The organism is Achromobacter sp. Root83, assembly GCF_001428845.1.
In the GTDB taxonomy this organism is placed as follows: domain Bacteria; phylum Pseudomonadota; class Gammaproteobacteria; order Burkholderiales; family Burkholderiaceae_B; genus Achromobacter.
In genome coordinates, this window is record NZ_LMIU01000002.1 from 141,581 (window position 1) to 166,613 (window position 25,033).

The 25,033-nt window shown below is 66.1% G+C and carries 20 protein-coding genes; 14 read left to right on the forward strand and 6 right to left on the reverse strand.

Annotation, left to right across the window (positions count from 1 at the left end; genetic code table 11):
• Positions 1–97 precede the first annotated feature (97 nt).
• From ASE30_RS06095 to ASE30_RS06105, 3 genes are read right to left on the reverse strand one after another with little or no spacing between them, the layout of a single operon-like run.
• A complete protein-coding gene (locus tag ASE30_RS06095; RefSeq protein WP_057283402.1) occupies positions 98–1,666 on the reverse strand; it encodes a type VI immunity family protein in 1,569 nt (522 codons plus the stop codon).
• Positions 1,663–2,493, reverse strand: coding sequence for a VRR-NUC domain-containing protein (locus ASE30_RS06100; RefSeq protein WP_057283403.1), 831 nt, complete (start codon positions 2,491–2,493; stop codon positions 1,663–1,665). Before ASE30_RS06100 ends, ASE30_RS06095 begins: the two co-directional genes overlap by 4 nt.
• Before the next feature lie 16 nt (positions 2,494–2,509).
• Entirely contained in the window at positions 2,510–5,155 is a 2,646-nt protein-coding gene (locus ASE30_RS06105) for a type VI secretion system Vgr family protein (RefSeq protein ID WP_057283404.1), read from the reverse strand.
• A 318-nt stretch (positions 5,156–5,473) separates the two neighbouring features.
• Between ASE30_RS06105 and ASE30_RS06110 the strand changes: the two genes are divergently transcribed.
• From ASE30_RS06110 to ASE30_RS06140, 7 genes are all read left to right on the forward strand, one after another.
• Positions 5,474–7,825 (forward strand): bifunctional salicylyl-CoA 5-hydroxylase/oxidoreductase, encoded by a 2,352-nt coding sequence (locus ASE30_RS06110; protein WP_057283405.1) that lies wholly within the window; start codon positions 5,474–5,476, stop codon positions 7,823–7,825.
• Complete coding sequence (locus ASE30_RS06115) at positions 7,822–8,613, forward strand: SDR family NAD(P)-dependent oxidoreductase (protein WP_057283406.1); 792 nt, start codon at positions 7,822–7,824, stop codon at positions 8,611–8,613. Before ASE30_RS06110 ends, ASE30_RS06115 begins: the two co-directional genes overlap by 4 nt.
• A 40-nt stretch (positions 8,614–8,653) precedes the next feature.
• Complete coding sequence (locus ASE30_RS06120) at positions 8,654–9,511, forward strand: enoyl-CoA hydratase family protein (RefSeq protein WP_057283407.1); 858 nt, start codon at positions 8,654–8,656, stop codon at positions 9,509–9,511.
• 2 nt (positions 9,512–9,513) lie between these two features.
• Entirely contained in the window at positions 9,514–10,683 is a 1,170-nt protein-coding gene (locus ASE30_RS06125) for an acyl-CoA dehydrogenase family protein (RefSeq protein ID WP_057283408.1), read from the forward strand.
• Positions 10,684–10,745: 62 nt separating this feature from the next.
• Complete coding sequence (locus tag ASE30_RS06130) at positions 10,746–12,386, forward strand: AMP-binding protein (RefSeq protein WP_057283409.1); 1,641 nt, start codon at positions 10,746–10,748, stop codon at positions 12,384–12,386.
• Positions 12,387–12,406: 20 nt separating this feature from the next.
• Positions 12,407–12,832: a thioesterase family protein gene (locus tag ASE30_RS06135; RefSeq protein ID WP_057283410.1), complete on the forward strand. Its 426-nt coding sequence runs from the start codon at positions 12,407–12,409 to the stop codon at positions 12,830–12,832.
• Positions 12,833–12,883: 51 nt separating this feature from the next.
• Positions 12,884–13,291 (forward strand): RidA family protein, encoded by a 408-nt coding sequence (locus tag ASE30_RS06140; RefSeq protein WP_057283411.1) that lies wholly within the window; start codon positions 12,884–12,886, stop codon positions 13,289–13,291.
• A gap of 595 nt (positions 13,292–13,886) precedes the next feature.
• Here the strand turns inward: ASE30_RS06140 and ASE30_RS06145 are convergent.
• Positions 13,887–14,873: an AraC family transcriptional regulator gene (locus ASE30_RS06145; RefSeq protein WP_057283412.1), complete on the reverse strand. Its 987-nt coding sequence runs from the start codon at positions 14,871–14,873 to the stop codon at positions 13,887–13,889.
• Positions 14,874–15,152: 279 nt separating this feature from the next.
• Here ASE30_RS06145 and ASE30_RS06150 point away from each other — a divergent pair, with 279 nt between their 5' ends.
• The 6 genes from ASE30_RS06150 to ASE30_RS06175 are packed head-to-tail and all read left to right on the forward strand — an operon-like array spanning position 15,153 to position 20,913.
• Positions 15,153–16,331, forward strand: coding sequence for an ABC transporter substrate-binding protein (locus tag ASE30_RS06150; protein ID WP_057283413.1), 1,179 nt, complete (start codon positions 15,153–15,155; stop codon positions 16,329–16,331).
• A gap of 32 nt (positions 16,332–16,363) precedes the next feature.
• Positions 16,364–17,608 carry a dienelactone hydrolase family protein gene (locus ASE30_RS06155; protein WP_057283414.1) on the forward strand — a complete coding sequence of 415 codons (1,245 nt, stop codon included), beginning with the start codon at positions 16,364–16,366 and terminating at the stop codon, positions 17,606–17,608.
• 9 nt (positions 17,609–17,617) lie between these two features.
• Positions 17,618–18,964 carry an aromatic ring-hydroxylating dioxygenase subunit alpha gene (locus ASE30_RS06160; protein WP_057283415.1) on the forward strand — a complete coding sequence of 449 codons (1,347 nt, stop codon included), beginning with the start codon at positions 17,618–17,620 and terminating at the stop codon, positions 18,962–18,964.
• Positions 18,955–19,488 (forward strand): aromatic-ring-hydroxylating dioxygenase subunit beta, encoded by a 534-nt coding sequence (locus tag ASE30_RS06165; protein ID WP_057283416.1) that lies wholly within the window; start codon positions 18,955–18,957, stop codon positions 19,486–19,488. The genes ASE30_RS06160 and ASE30_RS06165 overlap by 10 nt, the downstream gene beginning before the upstream one ends.
• Positions 19,485–20,096 (forward strand): cysteine hydrolase family protein, encoded by a 612-nt coding sequence (locus ASE30_RS06170; RefSeq protein ID WP_057283417.1) that lies wholly within the window; start codon positions 19,485–19,487, stop codon positions 20,094–20,096. The genes ASE30_RS06165 and ASE30_RS06170 overlap by 4 nt, the downstream gene beginning before the upstream one ends.
• Positions 20,097–20,109: 13 nt before the next feature.
• Positions 20,110–20,913 (forward strand): glucose 1-dehydrogenase, encoded by an 804-nt coding sequence (locus tag ASE30_RS06175; protein WP_057283437.1) that lies wholly within the window; start codon positions 20,110–20,112, stop codon positions 20,911–20,913.
• A gap of 10 nt (positions 20,914–20,923) precedes the next feature.
• On the opposite strand, the gene ASE30_RS06180 is transcribed toward ASE30_RS06175, so the two are convergent.
• Positions 20,924–22,702 carry a DUF342 domain-containing protein gene (locus tag ASE30_RS06180; RefSeq protein WP_057283418.1) on the reverse strand — a complete coding sequence of 593 codons (1,779 nt, stop codon included), beginning with the start codon at positions 22,700–22,702 and terminating at the stop codon, positions 20,924–20,926.
• A gap of 269 nt (positions 22,703–22,971) precedes the next feature.
• On the opposite strand from ASE30_RS06180, the gene ASE30_RS06185 reads away from it, so the two are divergent.
• On the forward strand, positions 22,972–23,721 hold the full coding sequence (locus ASE30_RS06185) for a lytic transglycosylase domain-containing protein (protein ID WP_235515191.1): 750 nt from the start codon (positions 22,972–22,974) through the stop codon (positions 23,719–23,721).
• A 33-nt stretch (positions 23,722–23,754) separates the two neighbouring features.
• Here the strand turns inward: ASE30_RS06185 and hemL are convergent, their stop codons facing one another.
• A complete protein-coding gene (gene hemL / locus ASE30_RS06190; RefSeq protein WP_057283420.1) occupies positions 23,755–25,032 on the reverse strand; it encodes a glutamate-1-semialdehyde 2,1-aminomutase in 1,278 nt (425 codons plus the stop codon).
• Position 25,033 lies beyond the last annotated feature (1 nt).

Genomic DNA, 25,033 nt, shown 5'->3' on the forward strand with positions numbered 1-25,033 from the left:
TGCGCAATTTTTGGGGAAGGCGTGTGAGCCGATGGAACGGGAGGGGCGCGTGTGGATTTGGCCTTGCCTGGCGTCGATCGTGCGCGGCGTTTATGGGTTACCCAAAGAACTTGACCACTACCCAGGTGACATCGTGGCCGTTCACCTGAGGCATGATCGACTGATACGTGAAGGTCTGCGGTCCGGTGGGGAATTCCTCGCAGGTCCAGGTGCCGGGGTATGGGCAAGGCTGGCCGGATCGGATGCGGACGGTGCCGGCAGGCGTGTCGTGCATCCAATGCCAGGTAACGGGCGCGCCCTCGTGCGCCGGCAGCGGTTCATGTTGCGCGACCGTGCATAGGATCTCGCCTTTGTCGTCGACTCGCCACCGGCCCGCGCGGGGCGCGAGCTGGCCGGTCGTGGCCATGCGCGCCGGTTCGGGTTCGGGGGCGCGCTGGTCGATATCGCGTTGCCAGATGACGCGGCCGCGGGTGGTGTCGTCCGAGATGGGCGGGGCGAGTTCTCCTGCCTGGAAGTATCGGCGCGAGTTGTTCTTGGCCAGCGTGTACCACCAGCCTTCGGAAGGAATCCGTTCACCGACGACGATGTGGGTGGGCGTGGGTTCCACGGGCGGGGTGCCTGGCGTCCTGCCTCGGGCTTCAGGTGAGGGCCAGTCGCTGTCGTCATCGAAGCGGGCAAGCCAGCGCTGGGTGTCGCGGCGGTTGAAGCGTTCGTTGGGGTCGCCGTCCCACTCGCCGAAGCCGATCAGGTCCAATTGCGGGTGGCGGATGCGGCGCAGCAGGCGGTTGAGCCGGACGGGAAGCTCGGGCACGCCGTCTTCGACGGGATAGAGCTCCGGTTGCGGGCCGAGTTCGATCCATTGCCCGCAACCGAGCGTATCGATGCGGATGCGCGGGTCGTCGAGATGGGCGGCGACGTCTTCGCGGGTGATGGAAAGCTTTTCGCGCCAGGTGTCGGAGAGGAAGAAGCCCCAGGTGGGCGGGCGGATGCCGGAGGGTAGATCTGGCATATAGGTCATGCCGAACGGGTAGTCTGTGTCCAGTCCATAGAAATGTGGAGCAAGCGCGCGATCCCAGACTGTCGTTTCCGAACGCATGCCGAATGCCAGGGGGGTTGCCATCGCGAAGCCGCTGTAGACCTGTGCGGGCTTCAGGCGGCCGATCGTGTCGAGAACCAATCGCCGCCAGGCATCCTTATTGTCGAGCCACCACTGCCAACGAAAATAGAGTTGCAGGGACGAGTAATCTGCTCCGTCGTTGCCTCGATCGGACCTTCGCCATAGATAGGCGGCGGTGGCAGGAGAACTGTTGTGGTTATTTTCGTCGGTGAAGTTAACGGCGAACGTTTGATGAAGAGGGGTTTTCCTGGCCCATTCACGCAGATCCCCGAGCCGCTTCGAGCCATACGGATGAGGCCGCTCGGAGTCGGGGTGTGTGGCAACCGTGTAAGGGTGGCCGAGAAGCTTTTCAAAGGCTTCGTGGACGTCGATCATGGACAGGGTAGTGTGCAGGTAGTGGGCTGGGTCATAGTTGAAGTAGAACGTGATGAACGGCGACACGGACATTTCAAAATCACCATGATTGACCACGTAGTTGGGCCATTCCTTCAATTCCGAAATCATCATGTCGACCATATCCTGGTCGACTAGCGAGTTAACGGTGCTCATCGACGCCTCCCTGACGATCCCTTGTCATGGCCGGCTTGGCCAGGCTTGTAACCCGTGCAGTCTTCCGGTACGCGGACAAGCGCTACTTTATTTTTATCTCTGTTCATGAGGCGAACGTAGTCGTCCATCTGCTTTCCCTTCACCCAATCATTCGGAAACTTGATCTCCACCGCTGCGAAGACATTGCTGACTTCAAACGGCTGCTGGCGATATTCCACGATCACAAGATCCGGCGCCAGGCTGCCTCTGGGCCGTGGCCAGAACGGAAAATACTCGCTGATGCGCTTCGGACGGGTGGACGGCTGGCCGAGCATTGCGGCGTACGTCTTTCCGTCGTAGTTCGGTTCGGCCTTGAGCGGGCTTTGCCATCCCAGCAGATCGTCCACCGCTTCGAACACCAATGAGGCCGTGGTCTGCTTGAGCGTGATATCCACGGTGGTCTCTATGACATCGCCCGGGATCTTCTTGCGTATCCGGCGGGGTACGGTAATGGGAGACTTCAGCGCCCACTGGCATGCGGTGCTGATGACGGGCCGGAACGGGATCTTGCGTTCGATGTAGTGACGGTAAGTCACGTTTTCGTTGCGGCCGCGGGATATCGTGACATTGCCGCCGGTCCGGACGAACGTCGAACTCTTTACGTCGATCTCTTCCTTCATTCCCCTGATGATGTCTTTCAGGACGGTTTCGACTTCCTTCTTGCGCTGAGCGATGTGAGCCAGCGTTTCGGCGGTCTCGATCGCGGTTTGCGCGGTTTCATAGGCGGCGTAGGCGCGATAGGCGCGGACTCCCCAGACGACGGCGGCGGCAGCAGCGGGGGCGACCATCAGGCGTTTTCTTCCATTACGGGTTTCCTTCCATTTGCTCGTCCATGAATTCCTCGTCTCGCGGGCCCGGTTCCGGAAAATTGGGGTTGGCGGCGTCCAGGTCTCCGACGAGCGCGTCGGGATCGTCGGGGATCTTCTGGTCGTCGCGCATGATGGTCTTGTAGGTCTGCACGCTGCGAGCCCCCGGCGTGTCGATGAATTCCGTTTCACCATTCTGGTCGGTCGTGCCTTCCATCAGCAGCGTGCCGCCGGCCTTGATGCGATAGCGGTAGCGCTCGAAAGCGCGCTCGTCCGTCTTGCGTAGCCGAAAGCGGCCGGCGTAATCGCCGGCGGTGACGTCGGGAGACTTGAAGACGGGCAGGGCCGCCCCGCTGCCGGCCGGGCCCGATAGCTCGTGCGAGGCGGCCTTGACGGTGAAGGCGCCGGGCATGCCCAGTTCGATATTTCCCCCGGCCAATCTGATGTAGGCGCCGTCGCATAACAGGGTGATGTGCTTGTCGGCGGCGATCAGCACGTGCTCGTTGCTGGCCGTGATCTCGACGCTTTGATCCGCCTGGAGGCGGATGTGGTTGCGCTGGGCCTGCAGCAGCATTTCTCCCTGATGCGCGATATGGCGCATGCTGCCCCCCTGGCTGAACATGCCCAGGTCGCCGCCGGCATTGAGCACGACCTTTGCGCCGGCGCTGATGTGCTGGTTCTGTTGGGCGATGCTGTCGATGTGCTCGCCGGCCGTCAGCGTGATGGCGGCGGGGGTGCCCGCAGCGATGCCCGCGGGAGCGCTGAGCGCAATCGCGGGCTGGCCGTCGTCCTCCGCGCCAGCGGGCTGGTCATTTGCGCCCCGGCCCAGTCCGCGGATAGCCTCGGTCAGCGAGTGTTGGGGCGTGGCGTCGTGGGGGACCCCCTGGTGTCCGCCCGCGTATTCGCCCAGATTCCGGGCCAGTTCCAACGCCGCTTCCAGCACGCCGGCCAGCTCCGAACGGTCCAGGTGGCCGCCTTGGGCTTGCCTGCGGTCATCGGTGGCAAGCAGCAGGCCCTTGGCCGCGCGCAAGGCCCCGTGCTCGTCTGTGCGCAGTTCAAACCCTTCGCCGCGAGGCGCGCCGCCGGACGGGCGCGGGTGGGTCAGATAGCCCAGGTGCAAGGCCGTCGCGCCGTGGTCGCTCATCAACGCGGCGCTGATCTGGCCGGAGGTATCGTCCAGTCGCAGTTCGTTGGCACGGTCGGCCTTGTGTTCCTTGCTCTTGATGGTGCTGAGGATGTTGTGCCGGGGCAATTCATAGGGAGGCAGGTTGGTTGCGCGGTAACTTCTGCCTACGATCAGGGGATGGTCGCAATCGCCGTTGACGAATTGGACGATGACTTCCTGCCCGATGCGTGGGACGGCCATGTGGCCCCACTGGGCGCCGGCCCAGTTTTGCGACACGCGGACCCAGCAGGAGCTGTGTTCGTCGTTCCGGCCCAGGCGGTCCCAGGGGAATTGCACCTTGACGCTGCCCCAGGCGTCGCAGAAGAACTCTTCGTTCGGCGGTCCAACGACGGTGGCTATCTGGGGACCGTCGATGCGGGGCCTGGGGCAGGGCTCGGGCTTCCAGTCGACCTTGGCGGGAACGAGTTCGGCGGTGTAGCGATACCGGGTGCCGTGTTCGGAGCCCGCAGCCTCTTCTTCCTGGCTGGTGTGCTGTATGCCGTGATGCCGCATGCGCACCGGCCGCCAGCCCTGATTCCATTCGTCACGGGGATGGCCCGCCAGGCGGAAGGCGACGCCGGGGATCAGGCGCGCGTCATCGCCCTCTACAAGCGCCACGCACGCATCGCGGCGCCGGCCCAGCAGACGGGTCTGCGTGAAGGGCGCGCCCGCTTCATCGCGCGTGTACCGGCCAGGATAGTCATAGCGTTCGTAGCGGGGGTCTTGATGGTCCAGGCCGGCGGCGACTGGAGAATGCTCCTGGCCATACCGGGGATTCGTGTAGGCGTAGTCGCGCTGGGTCTGCACGGCGGTGCGTACGCGTTCGGCGTAAGCGAACCTGTGCAGCGCCGGCTCGGGTTGGTCGCCGCCCGGGTTCGGGTTGTACGTGACCGGCCCGCCGTCGATTTCACCCTGGGAGCCGATGTGATCCGCGTGGATCAGACGATGGCCCTTATTGGTGTGCTCGTAGCGGTAGAAATAGCCTTCCTCCGCGGCCAGGCGGTCGAGGAACCGCAGGTCTGTGTCGCCGGCCTGTACGCAGTACTCGCGAGGCAGGTGTTCATGGGCGGTGACCTGCTGGTAGTCGGTGATGCCCTGGCGCTTGACCACATCGGCCATGATCTCGGGCACTGCCAGGTGCTGATAGATGCGCCAGTCGGAACATAGCGCCGCCCGCGCCAGCGACGGTTCGACACGCGCCCGGTAGCGCGTGCGCCGAAACCCGGTATCCGCCTGCTCGAACTCGGAAATGACGCCATGGACATATCGGATGGCCTGCGTTCCGCGCCAGATGGTGAACAGCGCGGATTGGTCCAGCAGCGCGCCGAAATCCACTGCCGGGTCACGGCTGGAGAGTTGCAGCCGCAGGCTGTAAGGCTCGGACAACGCCTCGTCCAGCGTGAATTCAATGACGTCGAACGTCGCGCCGTTGACGGGCTCGAAGGTGAAACTCAGGCCGCGAGCGGTTGGCAGCACCATGCCTCCAGGAGCATCAATGGGATGCCGCGATCTTGAGCAAGGGCCGGCGGGCCGGTCTATAGAATTAATTAGAAAATGAGACCGTTTCTGGGGTGGCTGTGCACCTTTCCGGATTTGAACCCTGGCCGCCGCGCCTCGGGCGAAGAGTGATGTGTCCCCAGTTTGTGCGGCTGGCCGTCGGTCTAATTACTTACCCTCATTTGCACACCCCCGACTTCGGGTATATATTTCAAGCTTAAACTATCCAGACCTAAATATCTGCGGCGCCCCGCTCCAGCAGCAAGAGCGACTGTCGCGTACTTCGGAGCGTATACGGCAATGAAAATAGCGTGCATCGGCGGCGGCCCCGCCGGCCTGTATTTCGGTCTGCTCATGAAACTGCAGAATCCCGCCAACGAAGTCACCGTCATCGAGCGCAACCGCCCGTACGACACGTTCGGCTGGGGCGTGGTGTTCTCCGACGCCACCATGCAGAACCTGCGCGAGGCCGACCCGGTTTCCGCTCAGACCATCGGCGACGCGTTCAATCACTGGGACGACATCGACATCAACTTCAAGGGCCGCAGCATCCGCAGCAGCGGCCATGGCTTCATCGGCATCGGCCGCAAGAAGCTGCTGAACATCCTGCAGGCGCGCTGCGAAGACGTGGGCGTGAAGCTGGTCTTCGAGAACTTCGTTCAGGACGACCAGGCCATCGCGCGTGAATACGACGCCGACCTCGTCATCGCTTCCGACGGCATCAACAGCCAGGTCCGCACCCGTTACGCGGATACGTTCCATCCCGACATCGACCAGCGCCGCTGCCGCTTCGTGTGGCTGGGCACCAAGAAGGTGTTCGACGCGTTCACCTTTGCCTTCGTGCAGACCGAGCACGGCTGGTTCCAGGCGCATGCCTACCGCTACGAGGACGGCATGTCCACGTTCATCGTGGAAACCCCCGAGGAAACCTGGCAGGCCGCCGGCATCGAGCAGATGAGCCAGGAAGAGGGCATCGCCTACTGCGAAAAGCTGTTCGCGCCGTGGCTGGACGGCAATGCGCTGATCAGCAACGCCACGCACCTGCGCGGTTCGGCCATCTGGATCCGATTCCCGCGCGTCATCTGCAACACCTGGGTCCACTGGAATACGCTTGAGACGGCGCGCGGCCAGCGCCGCGTTCCCGTTGTGCTGATGGGCGACGCCGCCCACACGGCCCACTTCTCCATCGGCTCCGGCACCAAGCTGGCGCTGGAAGATTCGATTGAACTGGCGCGCTGCCTGAGCGGGGCGGAAGGCAGCGTCGAGGCCGGGCTGAAGCACTACGAGCAAGTGCGCAGCGTGGAAGTGCTGAAGATCCAGAACGCCGCCCGCAACTCCACCGAATGGTTCGAGAACGTCGAGCGCTACGCCGACCTGGAACCCGAGCAGTTTGCCTATTCGCTGCTGACCCGCTCGCAGCGCATCTCGCACGAGAACCTGCGCCTGCGCGATCCGGCCTGGCTCGAAGGCTTCGAACGCTGGATCGCGGAACGCGCCGGCGCCGCCACGGCGCAGGGCCAGCGTCCCGCGATGCCCATGCTGACGCCCTACCAGGCGCGCGGGGTGCGGCTGAAGAACCGCATCCTGGTGTCGCCGATGGCCATGTATTCGTGCACCGACGGCGTGCCCGGCGATTTCCATCTGGTCCACCTGGGCGCCCGCGCCATGGGCGGCGCGGGGCTGGTCATGGTGGAAATGACCTGCGTATCGCCGGACGGCCGCATCACCCCGGGGTGCCCGGGCATGTGGAACGACGACCAGCAGCAGGCGTTCGCCCGCATTGTGAATTTCGTGCATGGCAACAGCGACGCCCGGATTGGCCTGCAGTTGGGCCACGCCGGCCGCAAGGGGTCCACGCAACTGGGATGGCAGAAGATCGATCACCCGCTGGCCGAAGGCAACTGGCCGCTGGTGTCGGCCTCGGCCCTGCCGTACATCGAAGGCGTGTCGCAGACGCCGCGCGCCATGACGCGCACCGACATGGATCAGGTGCGCGACAACTTCGTCGCCGCCGCCCGCCGCGCGGCCGCCGCCAACTTCGACTGGCTGGAACTGCACTGCGCGCACGGCTACCTGCTGTCCAGCTTCATTTCGCCGCTGACCAACCGGCGTGAAGACGAATACGGCGGCAGCCTGGAAAACCGTCTGCGTTATCCCCTGGAAGTCTTCCACGCGGTCCGCGCCGTCTGGCCCCAGGACAAACCCATGTCGGTGCGGATTTCCGCCAGCGACTGGGTGGAAGGCGGCGTCACCGCCGACGACGCGGTGGAGATCGCGCGCCACTTCAAGGCCGCCGGCGCCGACATGATCGACTGCTCGTCGGGCCAGGTCAGCAAGGAAGAAAAGCCGGTCTACGGCCGGATGTTCCAGACGCCGTTCGCCGACCGCGTCCGCAACGAAGCCGGCATCCCCACGATCGCGGTGGGCGCCATCTTCGAAGCCGACCATGCCAACGGCATCATCGCCTCGGGCCGCGCCGACCTCTGCGCGCTGGCGCGTCCCCATTTGGCCGACGCCTCCTGGACGCTACGCGAAGCGGCGCGGGTGGGCTATCTTGATGTGGCATGGCCGAGCCAGTACTTCGCCGGCAAGCGCCAACTGGAAACCAACTTCGAACGCGCCGCCGCCATGGCGCAACTGGATATCAAATGAACGCAATTCCGCTACCGCTTGCCGGGCGCCATGCCCTGGTGACCGGAGGCGCCCGCGGCATCGGCCTGGCCAGCGCCCGGGCCCTGCTGCAGCGCGGCGCCCGCGTCACGCTGCTGGGCCGCGATGGCGCGGCGCTGGATGCCGCGGCCGACAGCCTGGCCAGCCTGGGGCAGGTGCAGGCCGTCAGCGCGGACATCGCCGACGAGGCCTCGGTGCGCGCGGCTTTCGCGCAGGCCGAGGTCGAATTCGGCCCGGTGCTGGTGCTGGTGAACAATGCGGGCCAGGCGGTCAGCCAGCGCTTCGACCGCACCGACGCCGCCCTGTGGCAGCAGATGCTGGCCGTCAATCTGACCGGCACTTTCCACTGCATCCAGGCCGCCTTGCCCGGCATGCTGCAGGAAAAATGGGGCCGGGTAATCAACGTGGCCAGCACCGCGGGCTTGATCGGCTACGGCTATGTCAGCGCCTACTGCGCGGCCAAGCACGGCGTGATCGGCCTGACCCGTTCGCTGGCGCTGGAAACCGCTCAGAAGGGCGTGACGGTCAACGCGGTCTGTCCCGGCTACACCGAGACCGACATCGTGCGCGGCGCCGTGACGAACATCGTCGACAAGACCGGCATGACGCCCGAAGCCGCCCGCGCCAAGCTGGCCGAGCGCAATCCGCAGGGCCGCCTGGTGCAGCCCGAGGAAGTGGCCGAGACGGTCGCCTGGCTGGCCCTGCCGGCCTCGGCCTCCGTCAACGGCCAGGCGATTGCCGTCGACGGCGGCGAAGTGATGACCGGCTGAAGCCGGCAGCCCATTCCCAGAATTCACGAACGGAGACACCATGAGCATCCAGCCCGAAGTACACACCATGAAGCACCACAAGCGTCCGATTGCCGGTTATCAGGCGAAGACCTTCCTGTGGCAGGTGTCGGACGACGGCAAGATCGGTACCGTCACGCTGAACCGTCCCGAGCGCAAGAATCCGCTGACGTTCGATTCCTACGCGGAACTGCGCGATCTGTTCCGTGCGCTGGTGTATGCCACCGACGTCAAGGTGGTGGTGGTGACGGGCGCGGGCGGCAACTTCTGCTCCGGCGGCGATGTGCACGAGATCATCGGCCCGCTCACCAAGATGAGCATGCCCGAACTGCTGGACTTCACCCGCATGACGGGCGATCTGGTCAAGGCCATGCGCGCGTGCCCGCAGCCCATCGTGGCGGCGGTGGACGGCGTCTGCGCGGGCGCGGGCGCCATGGTGGCGCTGGCTTCCGACATGCGCCTGGGCACGCCGGCCGCGCGCACCGCATTTCTGTTCACCCGCGTGGGACTGGCGGGCGCCGACATGGGCGCATGCACGCTGCTGCCCCGCATGATCGGCCAGGGCCGCGCGTCCGAGCTGCTGTATACGGGCCGCGCCATGACGGCCGAAGAGGGCGCGAGCTGGGGTTTCTTCAACGCGCTGCACGAATCCGCCAAGCTGGGTGAAGCGGCGCAGGCGCTGGCGGCGCAATTGGCCGCGGGCCCGACCTTCGCCCACGGCGTTACCAAGAAGCTGCTGCACCAGGAATGGAACATGGGCGTGGACGAGGCCATCGAGGCCGAAGCCGAGGCCCAGGCCATCTGCATGCAGACGCGCGACTTCCATCGCGCCTACGAGGCCTTCGTGGCCAAGCAGAAACCCGTCTTCGAGGGGAATTGACGATGCGCGATTCAAGCTGGCTGGACTGGCCATTTTTCGACGGCGCGCACCGCAAGCTGGCGCATGAGGTCGATGCCTGGTGCGAGCAGTCGCTGGCCGACGTCGACCACCACGACGCCGACGCCGCATGCAAGAAGCTGGTCAAGGCCATGGGCCAGGCCGGCTGGCTGCGCTACGCGGTCGCGGGCGGTCCGGGCGGGGCCTGGGGCGGCGCGCTGCCCGAGGTCGATTCCCGTGCCGTATGCATCCTGCGCGAAACCTTCGCCCGCCATGAAGGCCTGGCCGACTTCGCCTTTGCGATGCAGGGCCTGGGCAGCGGCGCGATTTCGCTGATGGGCTCGGACGAGCTGCGCCGGCGGTATCTGCCGCGCGTGGCGCGGGGCGAGGCGATCGCCGCATTCGCGTTGTCCGAACCCGACGCCGGCTCCGACGTGGCCGCGTTGTCGTGCGAGGCGCGGCAAGACGGCGACCACTACGTGCTGAACGGCGCCAAGACCTGGATCTCCAACGGCGGCATCGCCGACTTCTACTGCGTGTTCGCCCGTACCGGAGAAGCGCCGGGGGCGCGCGGCATCAGCGCCTTCGTCGTGGATGCCGATACGCCGGGATTCGAGGTCAGCGAGCGCATCGAACTGATTGCGCCGCACCCCCTGGCGACCATCACCTTCGATAACTGCCGCATCCCGGCGACGCACCGGTTGGGCGATGCGGGCCAGGGATTCAAGCTGGCCATGATGACGCTCGACATCTTCCGCGCGTCGGTGGCCGCGGCCGCGCTGGGTTTTGCGCGGCGGGCGCTGGACGAAGGGCTGGCGCGCGCCAAGTCGCGCCGCATGTTCGGCCAGACCCTTGCCGACCTGCAACTGACGCAAGCCGCGCTGGGCGACATGGCAACCGCCATCGATGCGTCGGCGCTGCTGACGTACCGCGCCGCGTGGATGCGCGACGTGCAAAAGCTGCGCACCACGCGCGAGGCCGCGATGGCAAAGATGACGGCCACGGAATCGGCGCAGACCGTCATCGACCGCGCCTTGCAGATGTTTGGCGGCGCGGGCGTGGTGTCGGGGATGCCGGTGGAAAAGCTCTACAGGGAAATCCGAGCGCTGCGCATCTATGAAGGCGCTACAGAAGTGCAGAAGTTGATCATCGCCCGTGAACTGCTGAAGGCGTAAAGGGCCACCGAGCGCTTGTCTTCGGCAACGTAAACCGCACCGCACTAGCCAAGGGGAATTTCATGGAAGTATCCGCCCACATCGACACCTTCACCCGGGACAATCTGCCCCCGGGTGAACAATGGCCTGAATTCCTGCTCGACGGCCCCGACGTGGCCTATCCCAAGCGCTTCAATTGCGCCGTGGAACTGGTGGACGCGATGGTCGAACGCGGCCACGGCGACCGTGTGGCCCTGCGCTGGCGCGAGGACGGCAAGCCGGCCGCGATGACCTACCGCGAACTGGCTGCGCTGACCAACCGCATCGCCCATGTGCTGACCGAAGACATGAAGCTGGTGCCGGGCAACCGCCTGTTGCTGCGTGGGCCCAACAATCCCATGATGGCGGCGTCCTGGCTGGCCGCGATCAAGGCGGGGCTGGTCACCGTGCCCACGATGCCGCTGCTGCGCGCCAAGGAACTCAAGCAGATCATCGACAAGGCGCAGATCCAGGCCGTGCTGTGCGATGCCCGCCTGAAGGAAGAGGCGCAGTTCTGCGCCCAGCCGGATCACGAACATCACTGCCCTGGGCTGTCGCAGGTCATGTACTTCAACGATGCGGCGCCCGACGCGCTGGACGTGCTGGCCGCGGCCAAGCCGGACGCCTTCGAAGCCTGCGATACGGCGGCCGACGATGTCTGCCTGATCGCCTTCACCAGCGGCACGACGGGCTCGCCCAAGGGCTGCATGCATTTCCATCGCGATGTGCTGGCGATGTGCGACCTGTTCCCCAAGCATGTCATCAAGCCAGGACCGGACGATATCTTCTGCGGCACGCCGCCGCTGGCGTTCACGTTCGGCCTGGGCGGCCTGTTGTGCTTCCCGCTGCGGGTGGGTGCGAGCACGGTGCTGGCCGAAAAGCTGTCGCCGGAAAGCCTGCTGGAACTGATCCAGGACTTCCGAGCCACCATTGTGTTCACGGCGCCCACCTTTTATCGCCAGATGGCGGCGCTGGTGGGCAAGTTCGACCTGTCTTCCCTGAAAAAGAGCGTATCCGCCGGCGAGGCCCTGCCCGACGCCACGCGCCAGCTCTGGAAGCAGGCGAGCGGGCTCGAGATGATCGACGGCATCGGCGGCACGGAAATGATCCATGTGTTCGTGTCCAGCCCGCCGGAGTCGGTGCGCCGGGGCGCCATCGGCCGGGTGGTGCCGGGCTATGTGGCGCAGATCGTTGACGACGACATGAACCGCGTGCCCAACGGCACGGTGGGGCGGTTGGCGGTCAAGGGGCCGACGGGGTGCCGCTATCTGGCGGATGACCGCCAGCTCCGCTTCGTGCAGCAGGGCTGGAACCTGCCTGGGGATACCTTCACGCAGGACGACGACGGTTATCTGTTCTATCAGGCCCGCAATGACGACATGATCGTTTCGGCCGGCTACAACATCGCGGGGCCGGAAGTCGAGGACGCGCTGTTGCGCCACGAGGCCGTGGCGGAATGCGGGGTCGTGGGCGCGATGGACGACGAGCGCGGGCAGTTGGTGAAGGCGTTCGTGGTGCTCAAGCCGGGCTATGCGCCCAGCGGTGAGCTGGTGGCCGCGATGCAGGCTTTCGTGAAGGCCAATATCGCGCCCTACAAGTATCCGCGCGCGATCGAGTTCGTGGAGGCTTTGCCGCGCACGGAAACGGGCAAGCTGCAGCGCTTTGCGCTGCGCAAGATGGCCTGAGCAGGCAATAAGGAAACATCATGGCAGCACCCTTCATCAGCCAGGTCGAAGTCCGGTTTCGCCATTGCGACCCGGCGGGCATTGTGTTCTACCCGCGCTATTTCGAGATGATCAACGATTTTGTCGAGGAGTGGTTCGACAAGGGGATGGGGCTGCCGTTCCATGCGCTGCACGTGGACCGGCACATCGGTACGCCGATGGCGTCGGTGACGTGCGATTTCAGTGCGCCGAGCCGCTGGCATGAAAAGCTGCGCCAGACGTTGGAGGTTCAGCGTATTGGCGGCGCGTCGTTCAAGGCGCTGGTGCGATTCGAGGGGCCGGATGGGCAGTTGAGGCTGTCGGCGGTGTTGACGATCGTGACGGTGGATCTGCGGACGATGAAGTCGATGCCGCTGCCTGCGGATCTGCGGGAACGCATGCAGGATTATCTAGCGCCCGCGGCCTAGGCGGCGGGCGCCTCCCTGTGGTTTTTTTATTTATCAATAGGATGAGACGTTATGAAGATTCTGCAACCGCCGGATTGGATGGCGCCCCGGGGCTATTCGAATGGTGTGCTTACCGAGATGCAGGTGGGCAGCAAGCTTGTGTTCGTGGGGGGGCAGGTGGGGTGGAACGGGCAGCAGCAGTTCGAGTCGGACGATCTGGCTGATCAGGTTCGCCAGACCTTGTCGAACATTGTCGCCATCCTGGCCGAAGGCGGCGCGAAGCCCGAGCATATTGTCCGGATGACGTGGTATCTCACTGACAAGGATGCGTATGTGGCGGCATTGCCGGCTATCGGCAAGCACTATCGTGAATTCATCGGGCGGCATTTTCCGGCGATGACGGCGGTCGAGGTGGCGGATCTGGTTGAGGATCGAGCCAAGGTGGAGATTGAAGTGACGGCGGTTGTGCCGGCGGGTTGATCGCTGGCGGTAACGGTGTATCGAGGGTTCGCTGCCTTTGCTTTCTGGCCGGCACTGGGTGGCGGGGTGGCGGGCCTTCGGTGCTTCGTTTTTTTTTGGATGCCTGAATTCCTGAAGCGTTGCTTTTTTTGGGTTCGGGCGTTTTGTTTGAGTTCTTTAGACGCCTGGCGTGGCGGGGGCCTGGGGGGTGCGGGGCTGCGATTGCGGTCCGGAGCCTTCGCTCCGGACTGCCCCGTTGTCATCCTCGTCCTCGCCTTCGGCGACTCCTTCGGATTCCCTCGGGCGCATCTGACGCCCCGCACCCCCCAGGCCCCCGCCACGCCAGGCTTTGGTGTTTGAATCGTCACGGGCGCTGGGGCGAGTCGGGTTCTTTAGGTTCTTGCCCACGTTTGGGGGTAGGGGAATAGCTTGCGGTGCCCGCCCCCGGCCGGCCGCGCGGGCGGCCTTGGGGGGCTTACGTGGTGTCTTGCGTCGTTGTTGTGACGCTGCGCGGGCTTTGCGCGGCTGTGCGCGTGCTGTGCCCGTAGCCTTGCGTGGCGGTGTCTGTCGCTTTGAATTTTCCATGTGCCATACATGGCGGCTAGAGCACGGTGCGTCAGTTGCCGGTGCGCCGGGTTTCTCTTGGCAGTTCTCCGAAGCGCTCGCGGTAATACTCCGAAAACCGTCCCAGGTGGCCGAAGCCCACGCTCAGGGCGACTTCGGTGACGCTGGCGTCCACGTCTGTCTTCAGCCTGTTTCTTGCGGCGTCCAGCCGGAATGCGCGTAGCGCGTTCATGGGGGTGGTGTTTCTGTGTTCCTGGAACAGGCGGGTGAGGGCGGTGGCGCTGGCGCCGGCGTGGCGGGCGATGTCGGTCAGGGTCAGGGGGGCGCCCAGGCGGTCGCGCATGTAGGTTTCGGCGATGCCCAGGCGGCGCGGGATGGTGGAGGCGTCGCCGGCGTGGGCTTGCCAGGTGTTGGGCTGGTTGTAGAGCAGGTGCAGGACCAGGGTGTCTTCCAGGTGTTCGAGCCAGGCGGCGGGCGGGCGGCGGGCGCCGTCGTCCAGGGTGGGCAGCAGTTGGATCAGGCTGGTCATCATGCTGCGCCATGCGGCCCCGATGGGGGTGTCCAGGCGTAGCGCGGGGCTGAAGTCCAGGGGGCGGCCGGCGGCGTCGCCGAAGGCGCGCTGGCCGATGGCTTCGAGCTTGCCGCGGGGAATCTTCAGCAGCAGTTGCTCGCAACCGGCCTCCCAGTGCAGCCGCAGGGGGCGGTTGGGCGCGATGACGGCGGCGCAGTCGGGGTTGGCGTCGACGCGTTCGTCGCCGCATTCGATGCAGGCGCGGCCGCGCAAGGGGACCTGCACCAGCATGAAATCCTGGAGGCGGTCGGGTTCGATGCGGACTTCGGCGCCGTAGCGCAATGTACAGACCGTCAGCGAGCCGAAGCGGCCCCGGTTGAGCTGCGCGTCCACGCGGCCGCCCTTCCAGGTCAGTCGGTGTTCCTTCAGGGCTTCGGACACGCGGGCGCGGGTCTCGTCCTGATGGGTGGAGCTGAAGACGCGCTGCTTGAACAAGGGCGCGAGCGCAAGTCGGGACCAGCCGTGCATGGATGTCTCCGGGACGGGACCGATCCCGTATCCGGGTCAGCGTAAATTAAACGGACCGCATTGGGAATTAAGTGAATCCCGGATAAGACTGGCGGTATTCGGATAGAGCGGACGGGGCCGGCGGCCTACTCTTGCCTGCAGGCCCTTCAAGTGTTCACCGGAGGGCGGCGCTGCGGCGCGTACGCTGGGCGACGGTGATCGGCGGCATGCGCGAACCGACGGCAGACGGGTTCTGTCAGCTTTCCGCCGGCATGGCTGGCGGTGAAAACGGGGTGGCTCATGGTTCGAAATCTCTGGAGCCGGCGCGCGCTGGCGGCGCTGGTCTGCATGACAGTCGTGGCGGGCGCGTCGGCCGCCGACAAGGTCAAGGTGGGCCTGCTTACCACCCTGTCCGGCCCGGGCGCGGCGCTGGGCAACGAGATCCGCGACGGCTTCAATCTGGCGTTGCTGCATACGGGCGGCAAGCTGGGCGGGGTGGCGGCGGAGGTGGTGGTGGCCGATGACCAGCAGAAGGCGGATACGGGGCGTCAGGCGGTCGAGCGTCTGCTCAAGCGCGATCGCGTGGATGTGATGACGGGCATCGTCTTTTCCAATGTGCTGCTGCCGGTGATGCCGGCCATCCTGCAGTCCGGCACGATCTATCTCAGCACCAATACCGGCCCGGAAAACTATGCCGGGGCGGGCTGTAATCCCAATTTCTTCGCGGTGGCCTGGCAGAACGAGGACATTCCGGCGGCCATGGGCAAATATGCGGCGGACCAGGGCTACAAGCGCGTGGCGCTGATCGCGCCGGACTATCCGGGCGGGCGCGAATCGCTTAATGGTTTCAAGCGCCTGTACAAGGGCGGGCTGTCCGAAGAGATCTACACCCAGCTCGGCCAGTTGGACTATGGCGTGGAGATCACGCGGCTGCGCGCCAGCAAGCCCGACGCGGTGTTCTTTTTTCTGCCGGGCGGGATGGGCGTGAACTTCATCAAGCAATTCAACGGCGCGGGGCTGTCCAAGGAGATCGCGCTGCTGGCGCCGGGTTTCTCGGGCGACGAGGACACGATCGGCGCGGTGGGCGCGCCCATCGCGGGCCTGCGCAACACGTCGCAGTGGGCGGTCGACCTGGACAACCCGGCCAACCGGAAGTTCGTCGAGGATTTCAAGAAGACGTACAACCGCAGCCCGACGCTGTATGCGTCGCAGGGCTATGACGCCGCCATGCTGCTGGACAGCGCGGTGCGCCAGACGGGCGGCAAGCTGGATGCGGACGCCTTGCGTCCGGCGCTGCGGCGCGCGGACTTCAAGTCCGTGCGTGGCGACTTCAAGTTCAACCGCAACCAGTATCCGGTCCAGAACTACTACCTGCGCGTCGTCGAGGCGGGCGCGGACGGCAAGCTGGCCAACAAGTTGTCGGGCACGGTGCTGACCCAGTACCAGGATCCTTTCGCGGCCGCCTGCCAGATGAAATAGCGGCGGCGGGGCGGGCATTACAGGAGATACGCATGACTCAGAACGTAACGACGCGCGAGGTGACGGTCGCCTCGCACGATGGCAGGTCCTTCGGCGCCTATCTGGCCGTGCCGGCCGCCGGCCGCGGGCCGGGGCTGGTGCTGTGCCAGGAGATTTTCGGCGTCAATGGCTTCATGCGCCGCACTGCGCAATTGCTGGCCGAGGAGGGCTACGTGGTGCTGGTGCCCGATCTGTTCTGGCGCCAGCAGCCCGGCATCCAGCTGACGGACGGCCCCGCCGACATGCCGCGCGCCTTTGAGCTCTACAAGGGGTTCGACGTGGAGCTGGGGGTCAAGGACATTGCGTCGACGCTGGCCGCGTTGCGCGCCCTGCCGGAACAAGAGGGCGGCGCGGGCGTGCTGGGCTACTGCCTGGGGGGCAAGCTGGCTTTTCTTGCCGCCTGCCGCACGGATGCGGACGTGGCGGTGGGTTACTACGGCGTGGGCATCGAGGACAGCCTGGAAGAGGCGTCCGCGCTGCGGGGCCGGCTGGTTCTGCACATCGCCGAGCAGGACGGCTTCTGTCCGCCGCAGGCCCGCCAGCGCATCCTGGAGGCGCTGGGAGGCAAGCCGGGGGTGGAGCTCTATGTCTACCCCGGCATGGATCACGCCTTCGCGCGCACGGGCGGCGAGCACTACGACAAGCCGTCGGCGCTGATGGCGCACCAGCGCAGCATGGCCGCCCTGCAACGCGCGATCGGACCGGAATTCGATTATTCGTATCTGTGGGACAAGCATTGCGAATATGAGTTCGGCACGCGCGATGTGGCCGCCACCATGGCGACGATGGTGGCCGAGCCCTATGTGAATCACATTCCCACCATGACGGGCGGCGTGGGCCACAAGGAGCTTGCGCGCTTCTACCAGCATCATTTCGTCAATAGCAATCCGCCCGACACGCGGCTGGTGCCGTTGTCGCGCACGGTGGGCGCCACGCAGATCGTCGACGAACTGCTGTTCTGCTTCACGCACACCACCGAGATCGACTGGATGCTGCCCGGCGTGCCGCCCACTGGCAAGTATGTCGAGATCCCGCTGGTGGCCATCGTGAAGTTCCGCGGCGACAAGCTCTACCACGAGCACATCTACTGGGACCAGGCCAGCGTGCTGGTGCAAGTGGGCCTGCTGGACCCCAAGGATCTGCCCACGGCCGGCCGTGAGACCGCGGCCAAGCTGCTCGACGAGACCCTGCCGTCCAACACGCTGATGGCGCGTTGGAAAGACAGCGAGAACAAATAGGAGGGCGGCATGAGCTACAGCGACGAACAACTGGCGTCCATGGTGCGCGGCGACAGCGTGCACCGGGGCCTGTATACCGATCCGGCGATCTTCGATCTGGAAATGCGGCGGATCTACGGGCGCGCCTGGATCTACGTGGGCCATGAGAGCCAGGTGCCCAAGACGGGGGACTATCACACCACGCGCGTGGGCGACCAGGACGTGCTGATGGTGCGCGCCGCCGACGGCCGCGTGCATGTGCTGTACAACCGCTGCCCCCACAAGGGCGCGAAGGTGGTGGCCGACGGCGAAGGCTGTGTCGGCAAGTTCTTCCGCTGCCCCTATCACGCCTGGACCTTCAAGCTGGACGGCAGCCATCTGGGCGTGCCGCTGAAGCAGGGCCTGGAAGGCACCTCTTATGACCCGGCCGATCCGTCGTTTTCCATGCGGCGCCTGCCGCGCGTGGAGAGCTACCGGGGTTTCGTGTTCGCCAGCCAGTCCAGGGATGGGCAGGCGCTGGAAGATTTCCTGGGCGGTGTGCGGTCGTCCATCGACAACCTCTGCGACCGTTCGCCGGTGGGCGAGGTGGAAGTGGCGGGCGGCATCTTCCGCGTGATGCAGCGGTCAAACTGGAAGGTGTTCTACGAGAACCTGCACGACACCATGCACGCCCGGGTCACCCATGAGTCGTCCTATGCCGCCGCGCGCGACGAGGCCAAGGAAATGGGCGAAATGCCGCTTGAGCTGCACATCATGGACGGCAACGGCGAACCCTACGAGTTCTGGGAAAAGCTGGAACTGCGCGCCTACGACAACGGCCATGGCTACATGGAAGGCATCTTCAACCCGGGCGCCGCGGAACGCGATCCCGTGTCGCGCGCGCATTTCGAGACGCTGACGGCCGCCTATGGCGAAGCCCGCGCCCGCGAGATCCTGGGCATGAACCGGCACAACACGGTCATCTACGGCAGCGGTTCGCCGCATACCGTCTTTCAGCAATTCCGCGTGATCCGCCCGATCGCGGTCGACCGGACCCTGATCGAGATCCAGACGTTCCGCTGCAAGGGCGCGCCGGACGGCGTGTTCAAGCGCGCCATGCTGTACGCCAACGTCATCAATTCGCCGTCGTCCAATGTGATGCCGGACGATATCGAACTCTACAACCGCTGCCAGGAAGGCAACGCCACCCGGGGCGGCGAGTGGGTAAGCATGCACCGCTATCACGGCAGCGACCGCAGCGACGCCGACGGCATGGTGTCCGTGAATGGCACGAGCGAGCTGCCCATGCGCAATCAGTTCCGCGCCTGGAAGGCCTACATGGAGGCCGGGGCCCCGGCCGTGGATGCAACGGCCAAGGGAGACGGCGCATGCTGCTAGATCTTGATTTCGACGTGGGCACGGCGGATCTGTCCGCGGCGGAGGTGCCGGCCGACACCTGCCATCGCATCGCCCAGTTCCTGTACCGCGAGGCCCGGCTGCTGGACGAGCGGCGCTACGACGACTGGCAGTCGCTCTGGACGCCCGACGGCATGTACTGGATGCCGCGGGTTCCCGGCCAGCAAAGCCCGTATGACCACATCTCGCTGTTCTGGGAGGACCGCATGCTGCGCGACGTGCGCATCCGGCGCCTTGAACATCCGCGCAACTGGTCGCAGCAGCCGCCCACGCGCAGCGTTCGGCTGGTGGGCGGCGTCCAGGTAGACGGTGTGGACGCGGGGGGCAACCTGGTGGTGCATTCGGTCTTCCAGATGACCGAATGGCGCAAGCGCCAGCCGCGCCAGCTTGCCGGCCGCTACACCCACAAACTGGCCGCCGAGGGCGACGGGTGGCGCATCCGCATGAAGCGGGTGGACCTCGTCAACTGCGACGATGCACATGACGTTTTCGAGGTCTTCGTGTGAAAGAGGACGACGTTGCGGTGCTGGCGCTGCACTATCAGAACGATGTGCTGCATCCGGACGGTAAGATCCGTGTCGGACTGGACGCAGACAGCGGCGCGCGCCAGCGCCTGCTGGATAATGCGGCGGCCTTGCTCGACGGGGCGCGCGCCCATGCGCTTCCCATCGTGCACGTGCGCATCGCGTTTCGCCCGGACTACGCGGACCTGCTGCCCAATTGCGCCATATTCCGCAACGTGGCCAGGATAGGCGCCGTCCCGGAAGGGCAATGGGGCAGCGCGTTCTATGACGGGCTGCAGCCGCTGCCCGGCAGCGTGCGCGAGTTTGTCGTCAAACACACGCGCATCAGCGCCTTCTATGGCACGCCGCTGGAGGAAACCTTGCGGCTGCTGGGCGCGCGGCGGCTGGTGGTGGCCGGCGTGGCGACGCATTCGGTGGTGGAAGGCACGGTTCGCCATGCCGCCGACATCGGCTTTTCCGTGATGGTGGCGCAGGATGCCTGCGCGTCCGCCGACCCCGCGGTACACGAGGCGTCGCTGGCCAGCATGCGCTTGATTGCGCAAACGGGCTCGGTGGCGGAAGCGGTGCGCTGGGCCGCCGCGCCCTGTTGATCAAGGAATGTTCATGGACTTCACAGGCTTTCCCGGCCTGGCGGGCAAGACCGCCATCGTCACCGGCAGCACCCAGGGGCTGGGCGCGGACATCGCGCGCGGGTTCGCCGCGGCCGGGGCCAACGTGGTGCTGGTGGGGCGCGGCGCCGAAGCCGGCCAGGCCCTGGCGCGGACGCTGGGCGCCCAGGCGCTCTATTGCGAAACGGATATCGGCCACGACAGCCAGATCCAGGGCTGCATCGATGCCGCGCTGGCGCGCTTTGGGCGGCTCGATATTCTGGTCAACAACGCCTGCCAGTACTCGGACCGCGGGCTGGCGTCCACGCGCGAGGAATGGCACCGCACGCTGGACACTAACCTGGTGTCGGCGGCGATCTTCACACAGCTCGCGGCGCCGCATCTGCCGCGTGGCGGCGTGGTGGTGAACATGGGCAGCACCGGCGGCAAGTTCGGCGCGGCCGGACGGGCGCTGTACCCGGCGTCCAAGGCGGCGCTACTGCAGATCACCAAGAATTTCGCGGTGGAGCTGGCGCCGGGGGGCGTGCGCGTGCTGGCCGTGTCGCCGGCGTGGACCTGGTCGCCTTCGGTCGAACAACTGGCGGGCTCGCGCGAGGCCGCCGATACCGTGGGCGCGCACTTCCATCCCTTGGGACGGGTCGGCTCGGGCGAGGAGATCGCCGCGGCCGTATGCTTCGCGTGTTCGGACGCGGCGTCCTGGATGACCGGCGTGGATATCCCGGTCGATGGCGGGTTTTCCATCCTGGGCCCGGACCGGGGCATTTCGCCCCGCGCCTGGTTCAAGGAACTTGCGCCCTGACCCGCCCGGGTCAGCGGATGACGATTTCGCCTTCTTCCAGGCCGGCCTTGCCGCCCACCTGGTCTTCCAGGAACTCCTGCATCTTGTTGCCCAGTTGAATCGTCGCGCCGCTGCAGAAGCGCCGGGTGGCGGCGATGGTGGCGTTCTGCTGGGGCAGCAGATCGCGCACGAGCTGGGCCTCTTCTTCTTCAAGCGCGGCCAGATCCCCGATGAGCTTGGCGTGGGTGTTGCGCGCGCGTTCGACCACGTCACCGGTGGCGCGCTGGGGATTGGCCTGCAGGAACATCAGCAACTGTTCCAGCTTGGCCTTTTCTTCGTTCATCTTCAGGCGTTTGCGCGTCAACGCCGTGCGCTTGATGTCCGCGTGTGGATCCAGGCCCACCTGGACCAGCGTCGGGATGCCGGAAGGCGAGCCGATGGTGCCGGCGCGTATCGCCAGCAGGGCCCGGGTTTCGCCGCCGGTGATGGCGCTTTGCTGCGTATTGGGAGGGCCGACGTTGACACTGCCGCCGGCGGCGATGCTGCTTTGGCGGATTTCGCGTTCGACGTCGATATCCAGGCCCGCGCTGATGACGGCGTTCTCGATGAACTTCGCGCGCAGCGCGCCGCCACAGACGATGTGGGCGGTCCGGGCGGTGGCCGTGGCGTCGTGCAGGGTCTCGGCCATGCCGATGATGCCGCCCTTGACCGTCACGCTGCCGCCGGCTTCGACCAGGGCCGCTTCGATGGTGCCGTTGACGACCACGTCGCCCGTCACGCGGACTTCCATGGTGGCGCTGATATCGCCGCGCACCTGCAGCGACCCCTCGAAGGTGATGTTGCCGGTGGACAGGTTGACCGCGTCCACCTCCACCATCGGATTCACCTGCACGCCGTGGGTGATCAGCGTGGGCGTGCCGGCGATGGCCGCGCGCAGCAGCAGCGGATCTTCCGGGTCGACCGCGACGCCGGACAGCTCTTTTGAGAAGGGCGTGTCGGGCAGCTCGTCCGGAAGCACGGCTTCGCCCAGCACGTTGGTGCCGTCCACGCCGGGTAGCGGCGGGATCCTGCGCATCAGCGGCGTGCCGGGCGACACCAGCAGCAGGCTGCCGAGATCGCGGTAGTCCACCTGCGCCAGTTCGTCGATGTCTTCGGCCCGGGGCTTCAAGCGGTCCAGCAGGCTTTCGAAACGGGTCGGGGTGCCGCGCGTGGGCGGCGTGCCCTGGGCGGCCAGGATGGTCTCGGCACGCCCCAGCGCCACGGCCTCGGCCAGCGCCTGATCCAGCACGCCATGGACGATGCCTTGATCGGCGAGGGCCTGGCGTACGGCCTCCAGCGCGACGGGCTTGCCGCCCTTGGGCGGGTGCAGCGTCAGCGTCGCGGCCATGCGGGTCGCGTTCAGTTCGATTTCGAAAGCGCCGTCCACGACCTTGCCGACGGGGCTCTGGACCGGCTCCGCGGCAGTCCGGCACAGATCGATGAAGGTCAGGATCGCGTGGCTGTCCAGCGCCTCGGCCGCCCAGCCCTGCGCCACGGCCGCGGCGACGAGGGTGTCCCAGTTGGGCAGATCGGCATTGAGGATGGGGGCATCGGTATCGCCACCGTCGGCTTCGTCGGCGACGGCGATGTCGGCTTGCTCGTCCGCTGTCTCGGTTCCGGCCGCGGAAGCGACGGCCTCCGGCGCGCGTTCCACCGCTGCGGCACCGTCTGGCGCCGTAACGTGGTCGGGCCGGGGAGGCGGCGTATAGACCGCCGTCAGGATGTTGGTCTCGGCATCCAGCAGCAACTGGAGCGTGTTTTCTGCGCCCATCTCACCCTCTCTCCTGCCTGGCACGAAGCGGCCAGGTTCAATCATTTAGTAATTCAACGAAATATTACGTCATATTCTTGACGGCCATGCGGGTTACTGGCGAGTAAGGCCAAAAATATCAACCGCATGGCGTAGGTCTGTCCCTGTTTGCCTTGGGGAAGCGGGGCCCTTGAGCGGTACTAGGGCATAGGCAGGAAAGACAAACCGGCAGGGCGGCAGCAGCATAGGTGCTCGCCAACGCGTCTAACGACGCCGCCGGAGCCCCCTCCATGTCGTCATCCCCCCCTCCCATTCTTTCGGCCATGCGCGCCCTCCTGGCGCGCGCCGGCGGGATGGCGGCGGCGGCTGCCCTGATGGCGGGTGTGCTGGCGCTGGCGCCCAGCGCGCCGGCGCACGCCGCCGAGACCTACCGCTACAAAGATCCTTTCGGCGTCTGGCGGGCGATGAAAGTGCCCAGTGGCTCTGGCAAGTACTACAAGCGGGCGCAGGCACGGACCGCGGTCAGCGGCGCGGGCAAGCTCTGTCTTGCCTGTGACCCCGAGCCCGGCGATGGGGCGCGGCGGGCGTCGATGGCGTCCCCGGCCCCCGCGCTGCGCTGGGGGGCGGTCAAGCCCACCACCAAGCACGACAACCTGATCGCCCGCGCCGCGCAGGATTCCGGCGTGGACCAGGCATTGCTGACGGCGATCATCGCGATCGAATCCGGCTTTCGCAGCGATGCCCGCTCGCCCAAGGGCGCGCTGGGGCTGATGCAGCTCATGCCGGCCACGGCCGCTCCGCTGCTGTCGGTGGACGACATCGAGCGCGCGCTGGTGGATCCGGCGACCAATGTGCAGGCGGGATCGCGCCATCTGCGCCGGCTGATCGACCGGTATCCTGGCCGGCTGGATCTGGCCCTGGCCGCTTACAACGCAGGCGAGGGCGCGGTGCGCAAGTACGACGCGGTGCCGCCCTATGCGGAAACCCAGGCTTATGTGAAGAATGTGACCGCCCTGTACGAGCAGTACAAGGCGCCTTGAAGGAAGCGGCCGAGAGCCGCCTCCCTGGGCCGGTCAGAGCGTCGCGAAGACCTTCTCGGCGATGTCCAGCGTGGACTGGATCACGGCGTCGTCGTGCGTGGCCGAGACGAAGCCGGCCTCGAACGCGGACGGCGCGAAATGCACGCCGTGGTCCAGCATGGCATGGAAGAATCGGTTGAACGCCGCCGTATCGCAGGCCGAGACCTGGGCGAACGAGGCCGGGACCGTGTCGCTGAAGTAGATGCCGAACATGCCGCCCACCGAATCGGCCGAGAAAGCCAGGCCGGCCGCGCGGGCGCGTTCCTGCAGACCCTGAGCCAGCTTGGCGGTCTGGGCCGACAGCTTGTCGTAGAAGCCCGGCGCGGCGATCAGGCGCAGCGTGGCCAGGCCGGCGGCCACGGCCACCGGATTGCCCGACAGCGTGCCCGCCTGGTAGACGCCGCCCAGCGGGGCGATGTGCTTCATGATCTCGGCGCTGCCGCCGAAGGCGCCCACCGGCATGCCGCCGCCGATCACCTTGGCCAGCGTGGTGATGTCCGGCTTGACGCCGGTCAGCCCCTGCACGCCCTGCGGTCCGACGCGGAAACCCGTCATGACCTCGTCGAAAATCAGCAGCGCACCGTGCTGCGTGCAGACTTCACGCAGGCCCTCGAGAAAGCCCGGCGCCGGCTTGATCAGGTTCATGTTGCCGGCGACCGGCTCCACGATGATGCAGGCGATGTCGGCGCCGTGCTGGATGAAGGCTTCGCGCACCGCGTCCAGGTTGTTGTATTCGAGGGTCAGCGTGTGCGACACGAATTCCGGCGGCACGCCGGCCGAGCTGGGATTGCCGAAGGTCAGCAAACCCGAGCCGGCCTTGACCAGCAGGCTGTCCGAGTGGCCGTGATAGCAACCCTCGAACTTGACGATCTTGGCGCGGCCGGTGGCGCCGCGGGCCAGCCGGATGGCCGTCATGGTGGCTTCGGTGCCCGAGCTGACCAGGCGCACCTGCTCCAGCGACGGCAGGCGCGAGATCAGCACTTCGGCCAGTTCGATTTCCGCTTCCGTGGGGGCGCCGAAGGACAAGCCGTTGACGGCGGCTTCCTGCACCGCGCGCACGACTTCAGGGTGCGAATGGCCCAGGATGGCGGGGCCCCACGATCCCACGTAGTCGATGTACTGCTTGTCTTCCGCGTCCCACACATAGGGGCCTTGCGCGCGCTTGATGAAGCGCGGCGTGCCGCCCACGGAGCGGAAGGCGCGCACGGGCGAATTGACGCCGCCGGGGATGCTGCGGCAGGCGCGTTCGAAAAGCTGAGCGTTACGGGACATG